This window comes from Planococcus halotolerans, assembly GCF_003289955.1.
GTDB classification, from domain to species: Bacteria; Bacillota; Bacilli; order Bacillales_A; family Planococcaceae; genus Planococcus; species Planococcus halotolerans.
Genome location: NZ_QLZR01000001.1, coordinates 37,616 through 56,676, shown reverse-complemented (window position 1 = coordinate 56,676; position 19,061 = coordinate 37,616). Strand labels below are relative to the sequence as shown.

Annotated in this window: 11 protein-coding genes; 8 read left to right on the top strand and 3 right to left on the bottom strand. The window is 44.0% G+C overall.

Translation table 11 applies throughout. From position 1 onward, the window contains the following. The first annotated feature begins 2 nt into the window (after positions 1-2). Entirely contained in the window at positions 3-1,412 is a 1,410-nt protein-coding gene (locus tag DP120_RS00200; RefSeq protein WP_112221179.1) for an alanine/glycine:cation symporter family protein, read from the top strand. A 293-nt stretch (positions 1,413-1,705) separates the two neighbouring features. Continuing rightward, complete coding sequence (locus DP120_RS00195) at positions 1,706-2,770, top strand: C40 family peptidase (RefSeq protein WP_233786136.1); 1,065 nt, start codon at positions 1,706-1,708, stop codon at positions 2,768-2,770. A 1,191-nt stretch (positions 2,771-3,961) separates the two neighbouring features. Here DP120_RS00195 and DP120_RS00190 read toward each other — a convergent pair. Both DP120_RS00190 and DP120_RS00185 read right to left on the bottom strand, forming a co-directional pair. Continuing rightward, the gene (locus DP120_RS00190; RefSeq protein ID WP_112221178.1) at positions 3,962-5,638 is read right to left on the bottom strand and encodes a S8 family peptidase; all 1,677 of its coding nucleotides are present in this window, start codon (positions 5,636-5,638) and stop codon (positions 3,962-3,964) included. A 128-nt stretch (positions 5,639-5,766) separates the two neighbouring features. After that, the gene (locus DP120_RS00185) at positions 5,767-7,146 is read right to left on the bottom strand and encodes an N-acetylmuramoyl-L-alanine amidase (RefSeq protein ID WP_112221177.1); all 1,380 of its coding nucleotides are present in this window, start codon (positions 7,144-7,146) and stop codon (positions 5,767-5,769) included. A gap of 456 nt (positions 7,147-7,602) precedes the next feature. On the opposite strand from DP120_RS00185, the gene DP120_RS00180 reads away from it, so the two are divergent. The 5 genes from DP120_RS00180 to csaB all read left to right on the top strand — a co-directional run bounded on the left by DP120_RS00180 (position 7,603) and on the right by csaB (position 15,135). Beyond that, a complete protein-coding gene (locus DP120_RS00180; RefSeq protein ID WP_112221176.1) occupies positions 7,603-9,579 on the top strand; it encodes an S-layer homology domain-containing protein in 1,977 nt (658 codons plus the stop codon). A gap of 114 nt (positions 9,580-9,693) precedes the next feature. Beyond that, positions 9,694-10,431, top strand: coding sequence for a WecB/TagA/CpsF family glycosyltransferase (locus DP120_RS00175; RefSeq protein WP_112221175.1), 738 nt, complete (start codon positions 9,694-9,696; stop codon positions 10,429-10,431). After that, positions 10,428-11,981, top strand: a complete 1,554-nt coding sequence (locus tag DP120_RS00170; protein WP_112221174.1) for a putative polysaccharide biosynthesis protein — start codon at positions 10,428-10,430, stop codon at positions 11,979-11,981. Before DP120_RS00175 ends, DP120_RS00170 begins: the two co-directional genes overlap by 4 nt. 161 nt (positions 11,982-12,142) lie before the next feature. Then, the gene (locus tag DP120_RS00165; RefSeq protein ID WP_112221173.1) at positions 12,143-14,011 is read left to right on the top strand and encodes a DUF5693 family protein; all 1,869 of its coding nucleotides are present in this window, start codon (positions 12,143-12,145) and stop codon (positions 14,009-14,011) included. Beyond that, positions 14,008-15,135: a polysaccharide pyruvyl transferase CsaB gene (csaB, locus tag DP120_RS00160; RefSeq protein ID WP_112221172.1), complete on the top strand. Its 1,128-nt coding sequence runs from the start codon at positions 14,008-14,010 to the stop codon at positions 15,133-15,135. The genes DP120_RS00165 and csaB overlap by 4 nt, the downstream gene beginning before the upstream one ends. Before the next feature lie 115 nt (positions 15,136-15,250). On the opposite strand, the gene DP120_RS00155 is transcribed toward csaB, so the two are convergent. Further along, positions 15,251-16,393 (bottom strand): acyltransferase, encoded by a 1,143-nt coding sequence (locus DP120_RS00155; protein WP_112221171.1) that lies wholly within the window; start codon positions 16,391-16,393, stop codon positions 15,251-15,253. A gap of 357 nt (positions 16,394-16,750) precedes the next feature. On the opposite strand from DP120_RS00155, the gene DP120_RS00150 reads away from it, so the two are divergent. Continuing rightward, positions 16,751-18,943, top strand: a complete 2,193-nt coding sequence (locus tag DP120_RS00150; RefSeq protein WP_112221170.1) for a 5'-nucleotidase C-terminal domain-containing protein — start codon at positions 16,751-16,753, stop codon at positions 18,941-18,943. Positions 18,944-19,061 lie beyond the last annotated feature (118 nt).

Below are 19,061 nucleotides of genomic sequence, written 5' to 3'. Positions count from 1 at the left end.
GAATGGATGCAATTTTAGACGCGTTGACGTGGATTGTTGACGAGGGTAATAATTTATTATGGACATACATATTGATCGCTTTATTGATGGGATTAGGTATCTATTTCACAATACGCACCAAATTCGTACAGGTTCGTCTTTTCGGCGAAATGTTCCGTGTTATCAGTGAAAAGAAAGACGGCGAAAAAGGGGTTTCGGCTTTCCAGGCCTTCACCATTTCAACGGCTTCACGTGTAGGCACAGGAAACATTACCGGTGTAGCCCTGGCAGTTGCCATCGGTGGACCCGGAGCGGTGTTCTGGATGTGGATGGTCGCGCTAATCGGTATGGCGACAGCATTTATTGAAAGTACATTGGCACAGGTTTATAAAGTGCGGGACGGCGAGCAATTCCGCGGCGGACCGGCTTATTATATGGAGAAAGCGCTGGGCAACCGGAAACTCGGAATTGTATTTGCGGTCCTGTTGACGCTGGCTTTCGGCTTTATCTTCAACTCGGTACAGTCGAATACCATCGCGCAATCATTCGGTGATGTCTTCAATATCCCGGATTGGACGGTTGGTCTTGGTTTGGTAATATTGGCGGCTATCGTTATTTTCGGCGGCGTCAAACGGATCGCACAAGTTACACAGGTAGTCGTGCCGTTTATGGCGATCCTTTACCTGATTGTTGCAATCTATATTGTCATCACGAATATCACGGAAATTCCTGCAGTCTTCATGCTGATCATCGAGAATGCATTTGGTCTTGAAGAAGCAGTCGGCGGCGGTATTGGTGCTGCCATCATGCAAGGTGTGCGCCGCGGGCTGTTCTCGAACGAAGCTGGTATGGGTTCTGTTCCAAACGCAGCTGCATCAGCGAACGTGTCGCATCCTGCAAAACAAGGGCTTGTTCAGAGCCTCGGAGTATTCTTTGATACAATTATCATCTGTTCGGCAACAGCTTTCATCATCATTCTTGCCGGCCTTTACAGCACAGGCGAACAAGAAGGAATTCTGCTGACGCAGGCATCTCTTGGTGTTCATGTCGGTGATTGGGCTCCTTACTTCCTGGCGATTGCGATTCTGTTCTTTGCATTCAGCTCGATTATCGGTAATTACTATTACGGAGAAACGAATATCGAATTCATCAATGCTCACAAAGGCTGGTTGACAGCTTACCGTGTCGGCGTATTGGCAATGGTAATGTTCGGTGCGTTGGCGCAGGTCAGCCTGGTTTGGAATATGGCCGATCTGTTCATGGGCCTCATGGCTGTACTTAACCTCGTTGTTATAGCACTATTAGGCAGCACAGCATTTAAAGTGCTGGATGACTACACTAAACAGCGAAAAGCAGGAAAAAATCCCGAATTTTACGCAAAAGATATTCCAGGATTGAAAAACACGGAATGTTGGGGAGAAGACCGGGATTGAATTATAATAATATATAGTAAAAGCCCTTCAGACCAGTCTCTGAAGGGCTTTTTTACTGCAATAAAATCCGGATTAAATTAAGCTGATTTAGCTGCTAAACGTTAATAAATACCCTTCTTTTCCAATAATAAACATAGAAATAGCACTTGTTACATAACTGTAATACAACTGTAACCTACTTATGATGTTTATTCTGTTAGTATCTAATTATGCCACAAAGGTATTTCAAAAAAAGAAATTTGATTCGGTGTCTGATCAGCATCCAGAATCCACTAACTTATAGAGGTGACGATTTGAAGAAACGTATAATGCTTATGATGATTGCTGTACTATTAATTTCAGCAGCACCAATGATGACTAGTGAAGCCGACGCAGCCAGTGGAGCAACACCAGACCAAATTGCAGAATATGCTCTTAAATTTAAAGGCGTTCCATACCAATGGGGCGGGACAACACCTTCAGGATTCGATTGCTCAGGATATATCAGATACGTATACGGTAACTTCGGCATTAGCTTGCCAAGAACATCAGCAGAACAATTTGGCGTAGGAACAGCAGTTTCCAAGAGCAACCTTAAAAAAGGCGACTTAGTATTTTTCGCAAATACATATAAGCCGGGAATCTCACATACAGGAATCTACATCGGAAATGGCAATGTCATTTCAGCTGAAAGCCAAGGAATCTCGATCTCAAACATTAACACTAACCCATATTGGGCTCCTAAATATGCAGGCGCTAAGCGTTTGTCAAGCGTCAAAGAAGCAGTAGCAACAGTATCAGCACCAAAACCGGCGCCAGCTCCGGCACCAGCGCCAGCACCAAAACCTGATCTTCCAAAAGGCCAGTACTATGATGTTTCTAAAACATTCTGGGCTTATGCACCAATCACAGAATTGAGCACGAAAAACATCATCACTGGTTATGCACACAGCGAATTCAAACCGAACAACTCTGTAACAAGAGCAGAAGCGGCAATAATGATCGCTAAATCACTTGGAATCGCACCAGTCGCTGGAACATCATTTAAGGATGTTTCTACTGGACACTGGGCAGCAAGTTACATTAACGCGGTACACAAACAAGGCATCATCGGTGGACGCGGAGACGGCTACTATGCACCTGACGCTAAAATCACACGGGCTGAAATCAGTGCGTTACTTACAAGAGCTTATGCAATGAAAGCTTCTAACTCTTCAGTGTCATTCACTGACATCAATGGCCACTGGGCTGAATCTTCAATCCTCAAAGTTGCATCAAGCAACTTGGCAAAAGGCTACGATGATGGATCATTCAAACCAAACGCTAATGCTACAAGAGCTGAATTTGCTCAATTCATCTATAACTCAATCAACCAATAAAATAGCGAACCGCCTGTCCCTAATGGGGCAGGCGGTTTTTTTGTTGTGTGAGGTGAGTGTGATGAGTGTGTTGACGTATAACTGTGATTTAGTGTCGTATAGACTGTGTTTGTTGTCGTATGGCGAAGATTTGGTGACGTATAGATTCTACTTGTTATCGTATAACGGGTTTTACTTAACGTGCCGACTTTTCCACCGGCTCTCATCAAAAGAAAAGTGCATGTGAATGGAAAGCAGTCCGCCGCAAGCAGCGGACTGCCCAGTGGGCGGCGGTTGCCGCCCGATCTTGGGTATAAGTGAAGTGGGTTGACTCGCTTGGGTGGGAGCTATGTTGTCGTATAACTGTGATTTAGTGTCGTATAGACTGTGTTTGTTGTCGTATATCGAAGATATGGTGACGTATAGCGGGTTTTACTTAACAAGCCGGATTTTCCTCCGGCTCTCATCAAAAGAAAAGTGCATGTGAATGGAAAGCAGTCCGCCGCTGGCGGACTGCCCAGTGGGCGGCGGTTGCCGCCCGATCTTGGGTATAAGTGGGTTGACTCGCTTGGGTGGGAGCTATGTTGTCGTATAACTGTGATTTAGTGTCGTATAGACTCTGTTTGGTGTCGTATAACGAAGATATGGTGACGTATAGCGGATTTTACTTAACAAGCCGGATTTTCCACCGGCTCTCATCAAAAGAAAAGTGCATGTGAATGGAAAGCAGTCCGCCGCAAGCAGCGGACTGCCCAGTGGGCGGCGGTTGCCGCCCGATCTTGGGTAATAGTGGGTTTGACTCGCTTGGGCGGTGGTTATGTTGTCGTATAGCAGTGATTTAGTGACGTATAGACTCTGTATGGTGACGTATAGCGGATTTTACTTAACAAGCCGGCTTTTCCTCCGGCTCTCATCAAAAGAAAAGTGCATGTGAATGGAAAGCAGTCCGCTGCTGGCGGACTGCCCAGTGGGCGGCGGTTGCCGCCCAATCTTGGGTAATAGTGGGTTTGACTCGCTTGGGCGGTGGTTATGCTGTCGTATAGCTGGGATTTGGTGACGTATAGATTCTATTTGTTGTCGTATAAACTAGATTTGCTATCGTATAACGCCATCTACTTAACGCGCCCACACTCATCACATTCCTTATCCACATCCCTCTCCGCAAAAAAGAGAGCCGCGCAACCGCGCGGCTCTCTATCTAAGTTTCATATTTTATTGCAATTTCAATGACTTACTCAGCATCACAGCGTTTTCAGCTCTTGTAATGGAAGCTTCGGGTCGGAATATGTCACTGCTGTACCCTAGGACAATGCCGTTTTCATAAGCTGCCTGAATTGCTTCTGCATAGTATTTTGTTTGATTAACATCTGAAAATGAGTGAGCTCCTGATGAAGTGAGGCCAAATATTTTCTTTAATATTACAGCCATATCACCTCGTTTAATAGGGGCAGAAGGCTGAAAGCTGCCATCTGGCATGCCGGAAATGTAACCGAGTTCATAGGCTTTATTTATATAGCCAGCTGCATAAGAACTGGTACTGACGTCATGAAAATAATGGCGGGCGGCATTATTTTCCCACCCTTGAGCGCGTCCGATCATTGTTATGGCGTCGGCTCGCGTAATGGTTGCGCTAGGACGATATGTGCCATCGGGAAAACCGGCGACAATTCCTTGGTCGAAGATGAATTGTATTGATTCGCTATACCAAAAATTTGCAATCAAATCAGGGTAAAGAGCCGCTTGTTTTTGAAGGGATTGCACAAGTCCGTTGCCGTATAGCTGATCTTTTCCTGTTGCTCCAAGGTCAATCGTTGAACGTTTGACAGTTTCCCGCAGTTGACCGTTTGTTAAATGTGGGTAAGCTTCTTTATATTGTGCAAAGACTGCGGCGACGAATGGCGTAGAAACTGAAGTACCTTCGCTGTTTTGATATTCAGCAGGATTTATTAAAGCATCTTTGGAGAACGTACTGTAAATCCATTCTCCCGGAGCTACAAGCTCTACAGAGGGACCTGTATAGGAAAAACCGGATAGCCTATTATTTGTATTTGTTGAGCCAACCGCGATGACCGATTTATAGCGTGCAGGATATAAGACATCATCTTCAGTTTGAACATAATTCCCCTGTGTATCTACTATTTCATTATTACCGGCCGCTGCCACTACAATAATGCCTAAATCATTCGCTTTTTTTAGCATTGCCTGTAATTCAGATTTATGGGCATCGGTCGTTAGACTAAGATTGATAATGTCCATTTTATGGTCTATGGCCCACTGAATGCCATCCAACACATCTTCCAATGTTCCGGCGCCGTTGCTGGATAAAACTTTAACTGAATAGATTTCGGCATCAGGGGCAGCGCCAACAACGCCAATTGAATTATTTAAAGCTGCTATAACGCCTGCGACATGAGTTCCATGCCCATTTCTATCTATAAAGGCTGAAGAGTTGTCGATCATGGAGGCGCCGCCAACGACACTTAAGTCTGGATGCTTTGAATTGATGCCCGAATCAATGACAGCAATTTTAACGCCTTTGCCTGTATAGCCAGCTTTCAATGCGCTGGGCGCTTTGATTTGCTGATAGCCCCAAGAAGGCTGCTGAGCAGCAGCCTTAAATATCTGCTCATCTGAAATAGCTTTTACAGATATATCCGTGTCGGCTTTTGTGATTGTGGTTGAAGGAATAGTTGCAATGACAGATGATATGGCGTCCAGTTCGCTATGTATTTCTGCGCCCATGTCCTCAAGTACCTGATAATCAATGCCGTCTTCAAATGAGATGATCACTTTTTCAAGATCATTGTCGGAAGTTGCTGCGAGTGATGGTGTAAAGCATATGGATGTTAGCAATACCAATAAAATAAAAGTGACCATTACTTTCTTCAATTAATTTCCTCCTAAACTTTGTTTGTACGTACAGTATATAGTAATTCCCAAAAAAACGGACTTTAAAAGTCCGTTTTTTGAAAAAATAATATTTATTTATCAAACATTAAACTGATTGAAGTTTCTTTTTATCGTTCTTTCCACTCGTAATAGTCTTCGATACCTTCAGCGATCGCTGAAGCTGCACGTTCTTTATATGTCCAAGTCGCCAATTTTGCTGCATCTCCGGAGTTGGTAAGGAAACCTAATTCAACAAGAGCGGCTGGAAGCGGGTTGGCTGCAATAACGCGGTAATCGTATTCTTTTACGCCTCTGTTCGTATGTTCCATCGCTTTGTACAAACGGTTTTGGATGAAAGTTGCAAGTTGCTTGCTGTCGTTTGCAACGGAAGCGGAATAGAATGTTTCAGAACCGCTTACCCCTGCTGAAGCAGCGTTGGCGTGAATGCTGACGAATGCATCAGCGCCATTTTTAACGCCATAAGCAGCGCGGTAATCCAGGCTGTAGAATACGTCGGTTCTGCGAACCATCAAGACATTGATGCCTTTTGCTTTCAACATTCTTTCGACGCGAAGTGATACATCAAGGTTTACATCTTTTTCACGTAGGCCGTTTGCTACTGCACCCGGGTCGCTGCCGCCGTGGCCGGCATCAATCACCATTACTCTGGAAGGCTGTGCTGTAGCTTTTGCCAAGTAAGAAAGGCTGAAGTAGCCTGTAAGGCTTCCGGATTTACCGTAAACCCAGTTGCCGCTGTAGCCGTAAACTTGAACTTCATTGTTCGTATGAATCTTTCCCAAAATATTATAGCTGGTAGAAGGACCTGAGCGCACATTTAAATTATCAGTAGTTGAATATAATTTATCGATTGTTGCATTCTGGAATAAAACTCGGAACTTAGGTTCCAAAGCTCGTGCAAGAAACATTGCAAATTCTTGTCGGATCAAAGTTTTATCCGGTGTGTAGTATCCTCCACCTGTTCCCGCAGTAATTCCTGCAGTTGCAAGTTTATTTGTCGCACTATAAAGGCTGGTTGGATCGTTATCTACCTTAATATCTTTAAAGAAGACTGCACTTGTTTGCGTAAAATTAAATGCACGGCTTATCATGTGAGCCATTTCTCCGCGTGTCATTGGTTGTTTTGGCCTGAAGCTGCCGTCCGGATAACCGGAAATGAATCCTTTTTCTACAGCTGATTGAATATATCCTGAACTGTAACTTGAGGGACTGACATCTGGGAATTTGGTTGTTCTCTTAGTTCCGTTTAATTTTAATGAACGGCCAATCATGGTGGCTGCCTGTTCACGGGTTACGGAATAATCAGGTCCAAATTGAGTGGTGGAAATGCCGCTAATCAGATTTCTTTCATAAAGATATGTTATTTGCGCATCGTTTGCAGGTACATCCTTAAATGGTGTTGCGGCTGATGCGGGGCTTACCCCTATACTGGAAATCACTAAAACGGCAGCGACTAGAAATAACGTGACCTTGCTAAAAAAACTATTCATTTGTTTTTCATTTTCCCCTTCCGGTTCTTATATTTTTTCTCTCTATGATGACAATAGCATGTTTTTATGCTATTTTATGTATTTTTTCGTAAAATAAGCAATAAGACTAGTTTAAAAGTCAAATTTAAAAAACGAAGTCTGGTACGCAAGACTATTTAATCTGAAAATGTTCTGTTTCACTAGATTCTCTAAGATCAGTTTAAATTCCTTCTATATTAGAGGAAAAAAATTTCGTTTCTAACAAAGAAATTGATATTTTATCATCTTTTAGTGACTTTTAGATGTTATACTCTTTTTTAGGCATTGGTCATATCTATATGAATAATTGGTTATATTTAGATATAAAGAAGTATAGTTTGCCGCAGTAAAATGATATAAAGTGTAAACAGGCTATTAAGGGAACACTTGATATGCCGATTACTAGTTTCATACAAAAAAAGGGGGATTCATCAGAGAATGAAGAAAACAGTAATTTTTTTAATGGCAATGCTTCTGGTACTTTCGTCGCTGACGCCGCTGCAAACTAGTGCGGCAGATGATTTAACGGGTCACACATATGAAAAAGAGATAAGAGAATTGATGCAATTAGGGATTATTACCGGTTATGACGACGGTACCGTAAAACCGGAACGTGAAGTGACACGCGCCGAGTTTGCGAGAATGGTAGTAAAATCGTTCGAACTTGAAACGCAATTGGAAGCTGCGGAATTCACAAGCGCAGCAGCAGAAACGATCGATTTCAAAGATGTACAGGCAGGAGCATGGTTTACGCCGTCCATAATGGATGCTGTAAAAGCCGGCATTACAGTAGGTTACCCGGACAACACTTTCCGGCCGAATGAATTGATCAGCCGTGAACAAATGGCGAGTATGGTATCCCGGGCATTGACGGCAAAAGGTGTCTTAACGGATACAGAAACGATTCCGGCATTATCATTTGGAGATAGTGAATCCATTTCGGACTATTCCAAAAAAGATGTAAGAATCCTGACGCACCTTGGCATCATGCGAGGGAATACGGATAATACTTTCGCACCGAAACAAGAGTCGAAGAGATGGATGGTGGCGCTCGTAATGATCAAAGCCAGAGAAGTCGTTTTCCCGCCAAAGCCTTTGGAGTTCCAGGCTTCTTCCATTGATGCAGACAGCACAACTGTATTGAAGCATTTCGACACATTCGCTGAAGCGAAAGCATATGTGCAGAATAACGCGGATGCCGACGTTGTTGAGCGCTCGAAGCAGATTGTCTGGATGCAGAACGGACTGGCGGTTACAAACGCATATACCGAAGTTTATCCGACAGCTGATTTGAAATGGGGAACCGGAACTCGTGCTTCCCAGTTCAAACCTTATACGACCACAAATACGGAAATGAAATTCCTGGATTCCACAGCTGCATCCATTAAAGTGGAATTGGCCGGCAAAGTCGGTTATGTAAAACCGAGTGTAGTAAGATTGATTCCAACGCAAATGCTTGGAGGCCAATCTTATTATGAAAAGAATCAGTACGGCAGCCTGGTCCATAAAATCTATAACCATTCAACTGGTAATTACGCTTCATCGGGAGCAATCGGCAAAGCACCGGCTGCATTCCAGACTGGAGTGAGATATTACAGTTTTGACGGTGCAGTATTCACAGATAAAGCCGGCAAAGTGGTGACAGAAGCACATCAATATTTCAGCAAACTTCCGTTATCTACAAAAACAAGTTACACAGCGGAAGAACTGGATAAATTCCTGACTGACAACTTCCCTTATTACGGCAAAACAGTTGCCGGCAAACTATGGAATGTCAGCCCGCTTGCGGGAAGTGGCGCTTACTTCAAGCAAATCGAAGAAACATATAAAGTGAATGCTCTTTATCTGTTGGCGCATGCAATACACGAAAGCGGCTGGGGAACCAGCAAAATTGCCCAGGATAAAAACAACCTGTTCGGTTACGGCGCAGTGGATGGCAATGCATACGACGCTGCATATTCATATGCCACATTTAAAGAGTCGATTCAGGATGCTGCTGTCAGAATCAATAAAAACTATCATCAGGTAGGGGGAGCCTATTACAACGGCTCAATCCTTGGGAACAAAGCACTTGGCATGAACGTCCGTTACGCTTCCGACCCATTATGGGGCGAGAAAATCGGCGGACATATGTATCGCATCGATGTATATCTTGGCAAAAGAGATATGTACAATGAAAATCTTGGATTCGCCAGCTTCAATGATTCAGAATCCGGATTGAACTTCCGCTCTGGCGCAGGCGTAGAAAATACCGCTTTATACGCATTGCCGGAAGCAGGCATTCCGGTTGTCATCACTGGAGAAGCAAAAGATTCCAAAGGGGTAATCTGGTATAAAGTTCTGCCGGAACAAAAGCAATACACAGATGCATACGTGCACAGCGCATACATCAAACCATTGCCGTTGGCAGAATAATCAATCGAATAGGTCAGGCTGGGTGCTGTTTTAGGGTCTTTTCTCCTTAACACAGCACCCTTTTTTTATGTTATATTAAATGAGATATTTTGCCTCAAAACAAGGAGAATACATATGACCCCACAATTTGTAAAAATATTGGACGTGCCTTTCATCAACACGACCAGAGCAGCATTCATTCAGACCTTACAGAACAGAATAGAAAAGAAGGAAAAAACTTTTGTCGTAACGGCCAATCCTGAAATTGTCATGGCTACGCTTGATGATGAAGATTATAAAAGAACACTTGAAAAAGCGGACTTTATTACAGCCGACGGCATCGGCATCGTCAAAGCGGCACAGCTCGTCGGAGAGCCACTGCCGGAGCGTGTCAGTGGCTTCGATATGATGATGGATTTGCTGGAAGCCGCCAATCAGAAACAGTATCGCGTTTTTTTCCTGGGAGCGGCGGACCATGTGCTGCAGCAAACACTGGAGAAAGTGAAATCCGATTATCCGGGCATCCAAATTGCCGGAGCGCAGAACGGCTTTTTTGACTGGAATGATTCTGTGCTACCGCAAATGATCAAGGATTCCAAACCGGATCTTGTGTTTGTGGCGCTCGGTTTCCCGAGACAGGAAAACTGGATCGGCGGCCATATCGGCCAATTCAATCAAGGCGTCTTCATCGGCATCGGCGGCAGCTTTGACGTGTTCTCCGGAAACGTCAAACGGGCGCCGGAAGCGTGGCAGAAACTCAATTTGGAATGGTTCTACCGGCTTGTCAAACAGCCATCGCGCTGGAAACGCATGCTTGTGTTGCCGAAATTCGCTCTGACAGTCATTCAGAAGAAAGCTTTGAACAAACGATGAAAAGCACTTTACTGAAAAGCACCATCATTTTATCGGCAGCCGCATTGCTGTCGAAGATTCTGGGCAGCCTCTTCCGCATCCCGCTGCAGAACATAGCGGGGGACGAGGTGCTCGGAATTTTTACTTTAGTCTACCCGGTCTATATGGTCGCTTTGATCCTGTCAGTCGCGGGCATTCCGATTGCAATTTCGAAATTGATCGCCGAATCGAGAACGCGCGGCGATGAGCAGGAAGTCAAAGATATTTTCATGACTTCCGGGATTCTCGCGGCTGCGTTCGGCCTCGGCAGTTTCTTGCTGCTGTATCTGTTTTCTTACCAGATTGCTGAAATCCTGGGTGGGAGCTCTACGCGTCCCGCGCTGATCATCGTTTCCGCAACTCTCTTGATCGCTCCATATATGGCGGTTTACCGCGGTTATTTCCAGGGCCATGAAAATATGACTCCGACTGCTGTATCGCAGGTAATCGAACAATTCATACGGGTCGGCCTGATTCTTCTGATCGCTGCCTATCTGGTCCAGAATTTTTATTCGGACAGTGAAGTAGCGGGCGGAATCATGATCGGCTCCATCTTCGGAGCACTGGCTTCATTGATCTATCTCCGTATTCTGTACACGCGTTCGGAAGTGCGCGTGAAAAAATCTCTTCCATATAACTTCAGCCATTTTAAAAAGACCGCGGGTCGGATTCTTACTATATCCATACCGATTGCTTTTGGTGCCATAACCATGGCATTATTGAATCTCGTGGATTCCATTACGATCCCAAGTGCTTTAAAGGCTTATGAAAATACATCGGATAATGTCAATTATCTCTATGGAATCTATGGGCGCGGCTTGGCAATCGTGCAAATCGTTACGGTTTTCGCAAGCTCCGTCATTCTGCCGCTGATTCCGAATATCTCGGCGAAACTGGCGCAGAACGACAGTCTCGGAACGCAGAAAGTCATCGAAAAGACATTTTTCCTGACCTATCTTCTGACTGTTCCTGCGGCGATAGGACTCTTTGCACTGACTTACCCGATCAACCTCGGCCTGTTCACGGACCTGGCCGGCAGCAGTGTGCTTGCAATCATTTCACTAAGCTCGCTGTTCACATCGCTGACGATCCTCAGCACCGGAGTTTTGCAGGGGATCAATAAAGCGCGGCTTGCCGCTTGGATCATCGTTGCGGGAGTAGGAGTGAAACTGGTCCTCAATATCGTATTGGTGAAAGGGTTCGGTCTGGACGGAGCGGCGATTTCGACAGCTCTTGTGTATTTACTGCTGTTTGTGACCAATCTTTACTTTATCCAGAAACATGCGAAATTCGTTTCATTCAATAAAAGAACGGTCGTTATCATATGTGCTTCATTGATGATGGGAGCAGTAATAGGAATTCCGACGCTGTTTATTGATTTTGAATTGGCGTCACGCGGATTTGCGCTGCTTTACCTGACTGCCGCAATTGCAATTGGCGCTGCAGTGTATGCCGTATTGTTGTTTGCCGGAAAAGCGGTCGACAAAGAATTATTGAGCGGATTGCCTTTAGTAAATAAAATTTTTAAATAATACAGTTATGTTAATTTTTCGCAAATCAAAGATTTACATAGGCTTTTGTCTATATAATAGAAGGAAGTTAATTGAGATTTTGATTTATACCCAACTAGATATCCCAATAGCGTCGCCACTGGAAGAAAGAATTCAAAGTAATTGTAAGGGTGTGTAGGCAAGTGCAGAAAGTGTTAATCGGAATAATCCTGGCCGCGATGATTTTAACGATTCCTTCTATATATAACCGTGTGCAGGTAGAGGAATCGAACAAGACAGTCGAAACAATCGTGCCTTATAAATATATAATGGACTGGACAATACAGGATCCGGAATTGGACGAGGAACGTATTCTCAGTCAGTTGCAGGAATCTGGCATAGATACCATCAGTTTGACACCTGATACACTCAGAACTCTTCAACAAAAAGGCAATGTAACAATACTCGACGTTGCTACGATGAATGAATTGCTGATTTTCAATAAAATGGAACCTTTAATGCATCCTTTCGATAAAGAAGGTGTATTCATCTATTCCAACCAAAATTCCTCTTTTAATGATTTAACAAGAAATGTTTTTGAAGATACCCGGCAAATTACGGTCGGAGAAGTTGACTATACGTATGTTCCGGGAAAAACAGGAGATATTTTCGGTACTCCTTTTGGTTATGACCAGGATGTTATCGACGCTGTGTTGGGCACTGGTATGGAAATAGTGCTCAGAATTGGGGATTCACCTAATACCGAAGACACAGAAAGACTGGCAAATGAATTAATCGAATTAAAGCAGCCCGGGATTGAAAAAGTTTTATTCAGTGGCCAGCAATTGCCATTTTATACGGAACCAGGAAAACTGAAGGAGTTCAGCACACGCCTTGCTGAAGCCGGTTATTCGATATTCAGCATAGAATTCACAGATATGAAAGGCTTCCAGACTGCAGCTTATACAATGGATATGGATGTTATCCGACTGCACAGCCAAATATTGTCGAAAGACAATGTCTTTGACATTGCTGATAAATTTACTCGGGGAGCAAAAGAGCGTAATATTCGGGCATTCTTTGTCAATGCTCCGATATCAGAATATGAAGAAGCCCATGCCGCATTTAGGGATTTGAATAATGAAATCAATACACAGTTGCCGGCATCATTTGAGCGTGGACCTTCCAAATTATTTGCAGCATTTACAATTCCGCTTTGGCAGATTGCAGTCGGCCTGATTGGATCGATAGCATTTCTTGCCTGGGCCGCGCAAACAATTTTTGGGAACCGAAAATTAACGATTGCTGCAATCATCGGTTTGTCATTAGTAGCAATAGCTTATCTCGTCACTGAAATGACGCTGATTTTAAAATTCATGGCTCTGGGACTTGCGGTAACAACACCTGTGTTTGCTGTATTGCTCAAAAAGAATACGGAATCGAAATATTATTTGTTCGCAGCTTATTTCAAGGCGGTCGGCATTACGCTCATCGGCATCTGGCTGATTGTGGTTCTGCTCAACGGCAGCCCGTTTATCTTGGGCCTCGATATGTTCAGAGGCGTAACACTGGTTTACGTTCTGCCAATCACGTTCATGGTGCTGTATGCGTTGTGGGGCAACCTAAAACATCTATTGAAATCGCATGTCATTTACTGGCAGGTAGTATTAATCGTAGCCATTACTGGAGTAGGTATGTTTTATCTGGGCCGCACCGGCAATGACGGCATCCCGATCCCTTACGAACTCGAATTCCGCGTGTTCCTGGAAGACCTTCTGTATGTCCGTCCGCGTACAAAAGAATTTTTGATTGGCTTGCCGCTGTTTGTGCTCGCGCTTCATATTGCGAAAACGCATAAAGCGATCAGCTATTTCTTATTGATTCCGGCAGTCATCGGTTTCCTTTCGATGGTCAATACATTTACACATTTCCATATTCCATTGTCCATTTCCCTATTGCGGACAGGATACAGTGTCGTCTTCGGTTTATTAATCGGACTGGTTCTGGTATTCTTGTACAAGTGGATAGGCAAGAAAATAATTGAAAAGCTTAATCGGAGGTGGCAGGGATGAGAATCGTTTTATCCGGCTATTATGGTTTTGATAACGTAGGAGACGAGGCAATCCTGTTTGCCATCATTCAGTCATTAAAAGAATATCAACCAGGAGTGGAACTCACGGTTCTGTCTAACGATCCTGAAAAGACGGCATCAACCTATCAAGTAGATGCAGTCAACCGCTGGAATATCAATGAGGTCAGAAAAGCATTGCAAAAATCAGACGGTCTGATCAGCGGCGGCGGCAGCCTGCTGCAGGATGAAACGGGCATGAAAAGCATCTCCTATTATTCAGGTGTCATGAAAATTGCTCAATTCCTGAAAAAGCCCGTATTCATATACGCGCAGGGAATGGGCCCCGTCAGCAGCGGATTCAATCGAAGCATAATGAAACACATAGTGCAGCGGGCCGAGATAATAACGGTGCGCGACAAGCAGTCCAAAAAATTGCTGGAATCAATCGGAGTTTCGAAACCAATTCAATTGGTGCCGGATCCGGTCATGGGAATCGATGCAAGCAGTTTTAGCAGCGGCTTGTCTAAAGCGGCTGATTCCGGAAAGCGCGTTATTTCCGTTTCCATCAGAGACTGGAAAGAAGATTTGTCTTATATGGAAAAGGCAGCAAAAGGTCTTGACCAATTAGCTGCCAATGGCCATGACATTCTAATGGTGCCAATGCACGGCAAGTCCGATTATGAAACATCTGAAAAAGTTGCATCAATGATGGAACATAAAGTGGACATCTTTCCTTACGACTCTTCAATAGAACAAAAAATGGCTGCAGTGGCAGAATCCGATGTCCTGCTGGGCATGCGTCTTCATGCATTGATATTTGCAAGTGTCGGCTATACGCCGTTCGTGGCTTTATCGTATGATCCGAAAATCGATTCTTTTGCGGAAATCGTCAATCAGCAAGTGATCGGCAATGTCGGTTCGGACGACTGGAGCGCAGAGGATATTGCAGTTTCAATCGAATCAATTCTTGCAGACTACCCGAATGAAATCAAAAAACTTGAAGCGAATGTCATCCCGCTGCAGAAAAAAGCGAATGACACTGCAAAACAGGTAATTGATTTCATCCTCACGGATGCGGCGTTTGAAAAGAATCACGAATACGTAACTCCATCTCAAAAAAAATAAAAATAAACAAAAACCGGCAGACGATTTTCCGTCTGCCGGTTTTTTTGAGCTTGAATTGAAGAACAAATATTGCGCGACGGTTTCCTGCAATGGATATTCATTGCGTTTCAAAAAATTATTGAGCTTGTGTTTTTCCATAGCCGAATATTTTATTGCCTTTGCCGAATACAATCCAGCTGTGCGGGACGAATTCGAAGAACAGGCGGACAATTATCCAGCTGGCGAAGAATGTAATAATCATTGTCGCGAGCTGCCACATATGGAAGATCAATGGGTCTCCGCCTGGCAGCAATTGTCTAAGTATGAGCAGGAACAATGGATGAATAAGATAGAACCCGAAAGAAACGGTGCCGATTTCTGTCAGGAATTTTTTGGTTTCGGGCAATTTCCACAGACGCATCAGATGTACGAAAATGAACAGCGACGCCGCGGCTGTGAATGCGTGGGTGCTCCAGGCGAATTCATACAGCATGCTGGAAAAACTGGCTTGTCCGGTCAAGGTTAAATAATTGATGCGCACATAGAAGAATATCATGGACAGGTAGGCCAGGAAAATCACAGTGAGACCTGGCCAGCTTTTGCGCCAATTCAGAATCCATCCGGCAATTTTGTCATAGTAGACACCCAGAAACGCACCAAAGAAATAGAACATGAAATAAGACAGTGAAATGGATCCTTTATTGATGATCTGGAAAATTTCAGAATTGGCTGTCACCCATGTCCATTGAATCACGATACCGATCGGAATGGCAAATCTCCGTATAAACGCGAATCGCTTGAACAGATACAGGATCAACGGAAACATAAGATACAACTGCACACTGACAAATACGAAATAAAGATGTGGATAAGCATTGCCGGTTAATAAATCTTTCAGGAAATTCACCAATGCTTCAGATGGAACGAAAGGTACGCCGACCGCTGTGTTTAGATAACTGCGGATGCCAAAGTAGAATACAGAAAAGACAAAATAAGGCACAAGAATAAACAGCAGACGCTTTTTATAGAATTTCCTGAATAAATCGATTGTTAATTCGCGGTGGTAGTAAGTATAAAAAAGAATGAAACTGCTCAGAAAAATGAAAGTCGGAGTGCCCAATTTTCCAGCGTAATTGAAAAACGTGTAAATGAGGAATGCTGGAGATGAATGATCGGTAAAGCCGACTCCGGTTGATGTGGAATGGACGGCAAGCACGGCAAAAATTGCAATGGCGCGTGCAAACTGAATTTCTTCTAAATGTCTATTATTGACTTGCAATGAACTTCACCTGGCTTTCTACTATATTTATTCACAAATACCCGGTTCGTTAAACTCTAACATAGTAAAAATTACAAAACACGTAAAATGGGCAATCGGATTTTAGCAGAGCAAGGCCTTGCGGTCAGGCCGGCATGGATAAAAGGGCTCACAAAGTACTTTAGTTTGTAAAAACTTTGTTAATTTGTTAATTTTCCGAACAATATATTGTTCAAATATTCCATACATGCTAAACTAAAAACGTATGATTGCGCTTTCACAAATGGGAATTGAGAACCACTACACAATATAAGATTACATAATTTATTCCCAGAAACTGAAAAGGCAATCTAACCAAAAAACAAAGGATGGTGCCGAATGAAGGGTAATAAGATGTTTAAAGCCTCAATTGCCGCTGCAATGACAGTGAGCATGGTAGGTTTACAAGCGCCGCTGGCTGCAGAAGCAGCTGAAGGGGACTTCGATTTAACGATCATGCACACGAATGACACGCATGCGAACTTGGAAAATGCTCCAAAACGTGCGACTCTCGTGAAACAGATCCGCGCTGAAAAACCGAATAGCCTATTGCTGGATGCTGGTGACGTTTTCTCAGGAAGTCTTTACTTCAACTTATTTGAAGGTATGGCTGACTTGGAACTTATGAATTATATGGGTTACGACGCTATGACTTTCGGAAACCATGAGTTTGACCTTGGAAGCAGTGAGTTTGGACATCAGGCACTGGCTGATTTCGTTCAAACTGCTGCATTCCCATTCGTATCTTCAAACGTTGACTTTTCTGGTGATCCATTGTTTGATGGTTTGCAGAACAACGTCTACACAGCTGACTTCGGAGACGGCGAAATCTATGACGGCATCATTAAAGATGTTAACGGCGAAAAAGTTGGTATTTTCGGTTTGACGACTGAAGAAACAGCATCGATTTCAAGCCCGGATGCAATTGAATTCTCTAACTACATTACTGCTGCAAAAGAAGCGGTTGCTGCTTTTGAAGCTGAAGGCGTAAACAAAATCGTTGCGTTGACACATATCGGCTACAACGATTCTGCACAATTCGATAACGATCTTTTGTTGGCTGAAAATGTTGCCGGCATTGACGTAATTGTTGGTGGACATACGCATACAGCATTAACTGAAGGCCAAGTTATCGATAACGAAGGCGAGCCGGTTGTTATCGTACAAACAGGCCAATACAACAGCAACCTGGGTCAAATCGATGTAACTTTTAACTCTGAAGGTATCATCACTTCAACTGAAGGCGAAACGCATCCTGTAACATTGCATAAAGTTTCTGACGCAGCAGTTGACGCTGACGCAGCAGCTTTGCTTGCACCTTATAAAGCGGAAGTGGATCAGTTCAAAAACGTATCCACTGGCGCATACACAGAAGTATTCCTTAATGGTGGACGCAACGAAGGCGGAGTCCGCTCTTCAGAAACAAACCTTGGAAACATCATCACTGACGGTATGCTGCACACTGCAAAACAAATCGATCCTGAAACTGTAATCGCGCTTCAAAACGGCGGTGGTATCCGTGCGTCAATCGACGTAGGTGACATCACTTTCGGTGAAGTATTGACGGTTATGCCTTTCGGCAACTCATTGGCAATCATGGACTTGACAGGTGCCGAGCTGAAAAGAGCTTTGGAACACAGTGTCAAAGAATTCCCTGCAGAAAGCGGCGGTTTCCTGCACGTGGCTGGCATGGAATTCTCGTTTGATCCATCACAGCCAGTCGGCAGCCGTGTCACTTCAGCAAATGTAATTTCTGAAGACGGTGTCCGCACGAAGATCGAAAACACTGAAAGCTATAAAGTTGCTACAAACACATTCACTGCAGCTGGCGGCGACGGCTATGAGGTATTCGCAGAAGCGTATGCTGATGGACGTGTAAGTGAGCCAGGATTCATCGACTACGAAATGTTCGTTGACTATATCTCTGAATTGGAAGTCATTTCACCGATGCTTGAAAACCGCATCAATCCGACAGTTCCATTCAAAGATATCAGCATGAAAGATTGGGAATTTCCTTATGTGAAAGATTTGTATTACCGCGGAATCATGAGCGGAACACAGTTGGATACATTCTCACCTGATCAGAACCTGACTCGCTGGCAGGCGGTTACAATTCTGACGCGTATTCTGGGATTGAATGAAGTGGATGCACCACAATCACCGTTCACTGACATTTCCGACTTGCCGCAAAAACGCCAAAATGAAATTAATGCAGCTTATGCAGCTGGGTTGATCCAGGGTACAGATGCTGCGGGAACCAAATTCAACCCGAAAGCCAATATCTCACGCGCACATTTTGCATTGTTGTTGAACCGGGTATTCGAAAACATCAATGGCGATTTCGAATATGATGAAAATGCTCCATACACAGATACAGCTAAATTGACTGCTGCAGAGCAGGAAGCTGTTACAATGCTTTACTACCACAGCATTGCAGTTGGCTACAATGGAAAATTCATGCCTAGCCAAAACGCTACACGCGCTGAAGCGGCTAAAATGTTCTCGATGTTCATGCCTTACACAGCTCAATAAGGTGACAGTCACACAAACAATTCAGACACAATTTAAAGCGAGGCGCCGTGGAACACGGGGCCTCGCTTTTTTTTGTGTGCTGGAATAGTGTGTGGGTGACTGTCACCCAAAAAATTAT

Coding starts and splice junctions, on each gene's coding strand:
- DP120_RS00200 (WP_112221179.1), top strand. CDS start 3: ATGGATGCAATTTTAGACGCGTTGACGTGGATTGTTGACGAGGGTAAT.
- DP120_RS00185 (WP_112221177.1), bottom strand. CDS start 7,146: ATGAATAGTTTTTTTAGCAAGGTCACGTTATTTCTAGTCGCTGCCGTT.
- DP120_RS00180 (WP_112221176.1), top strand. CDS start 7,603: ATGAAGAAAACAGTAATTTTTTTAATGGCAATGCTTCTGGTACTTTCG.
- DP120_RS00175 (WP_112221175.1), top strand. CDS start 9,694: ATGACCCCACAATTTGTAAAAATATTGGACGTGCCTTTCATCAACACG.
- DP120_RS00170 (WP_112221174.1), top strand. CDS start 10,428: ATGAAAAGCACTTTACTGAAAAGCACCATCATTTTATCGGCAGCCGCA.
- csaB (WP_112221172.1), top strand. CDS start 14,008: ATGAGAATCGTTTTATCCGGCTATTATGGTTTTGATAACGTAGGAGAC.
- DP120_RS00150 (WP_112221170.1), top strand. CDS start 16,751: ATGAAGGGTAATAAGATGTTTAAAGCCTCAATTGCCGCTGCAATGACA.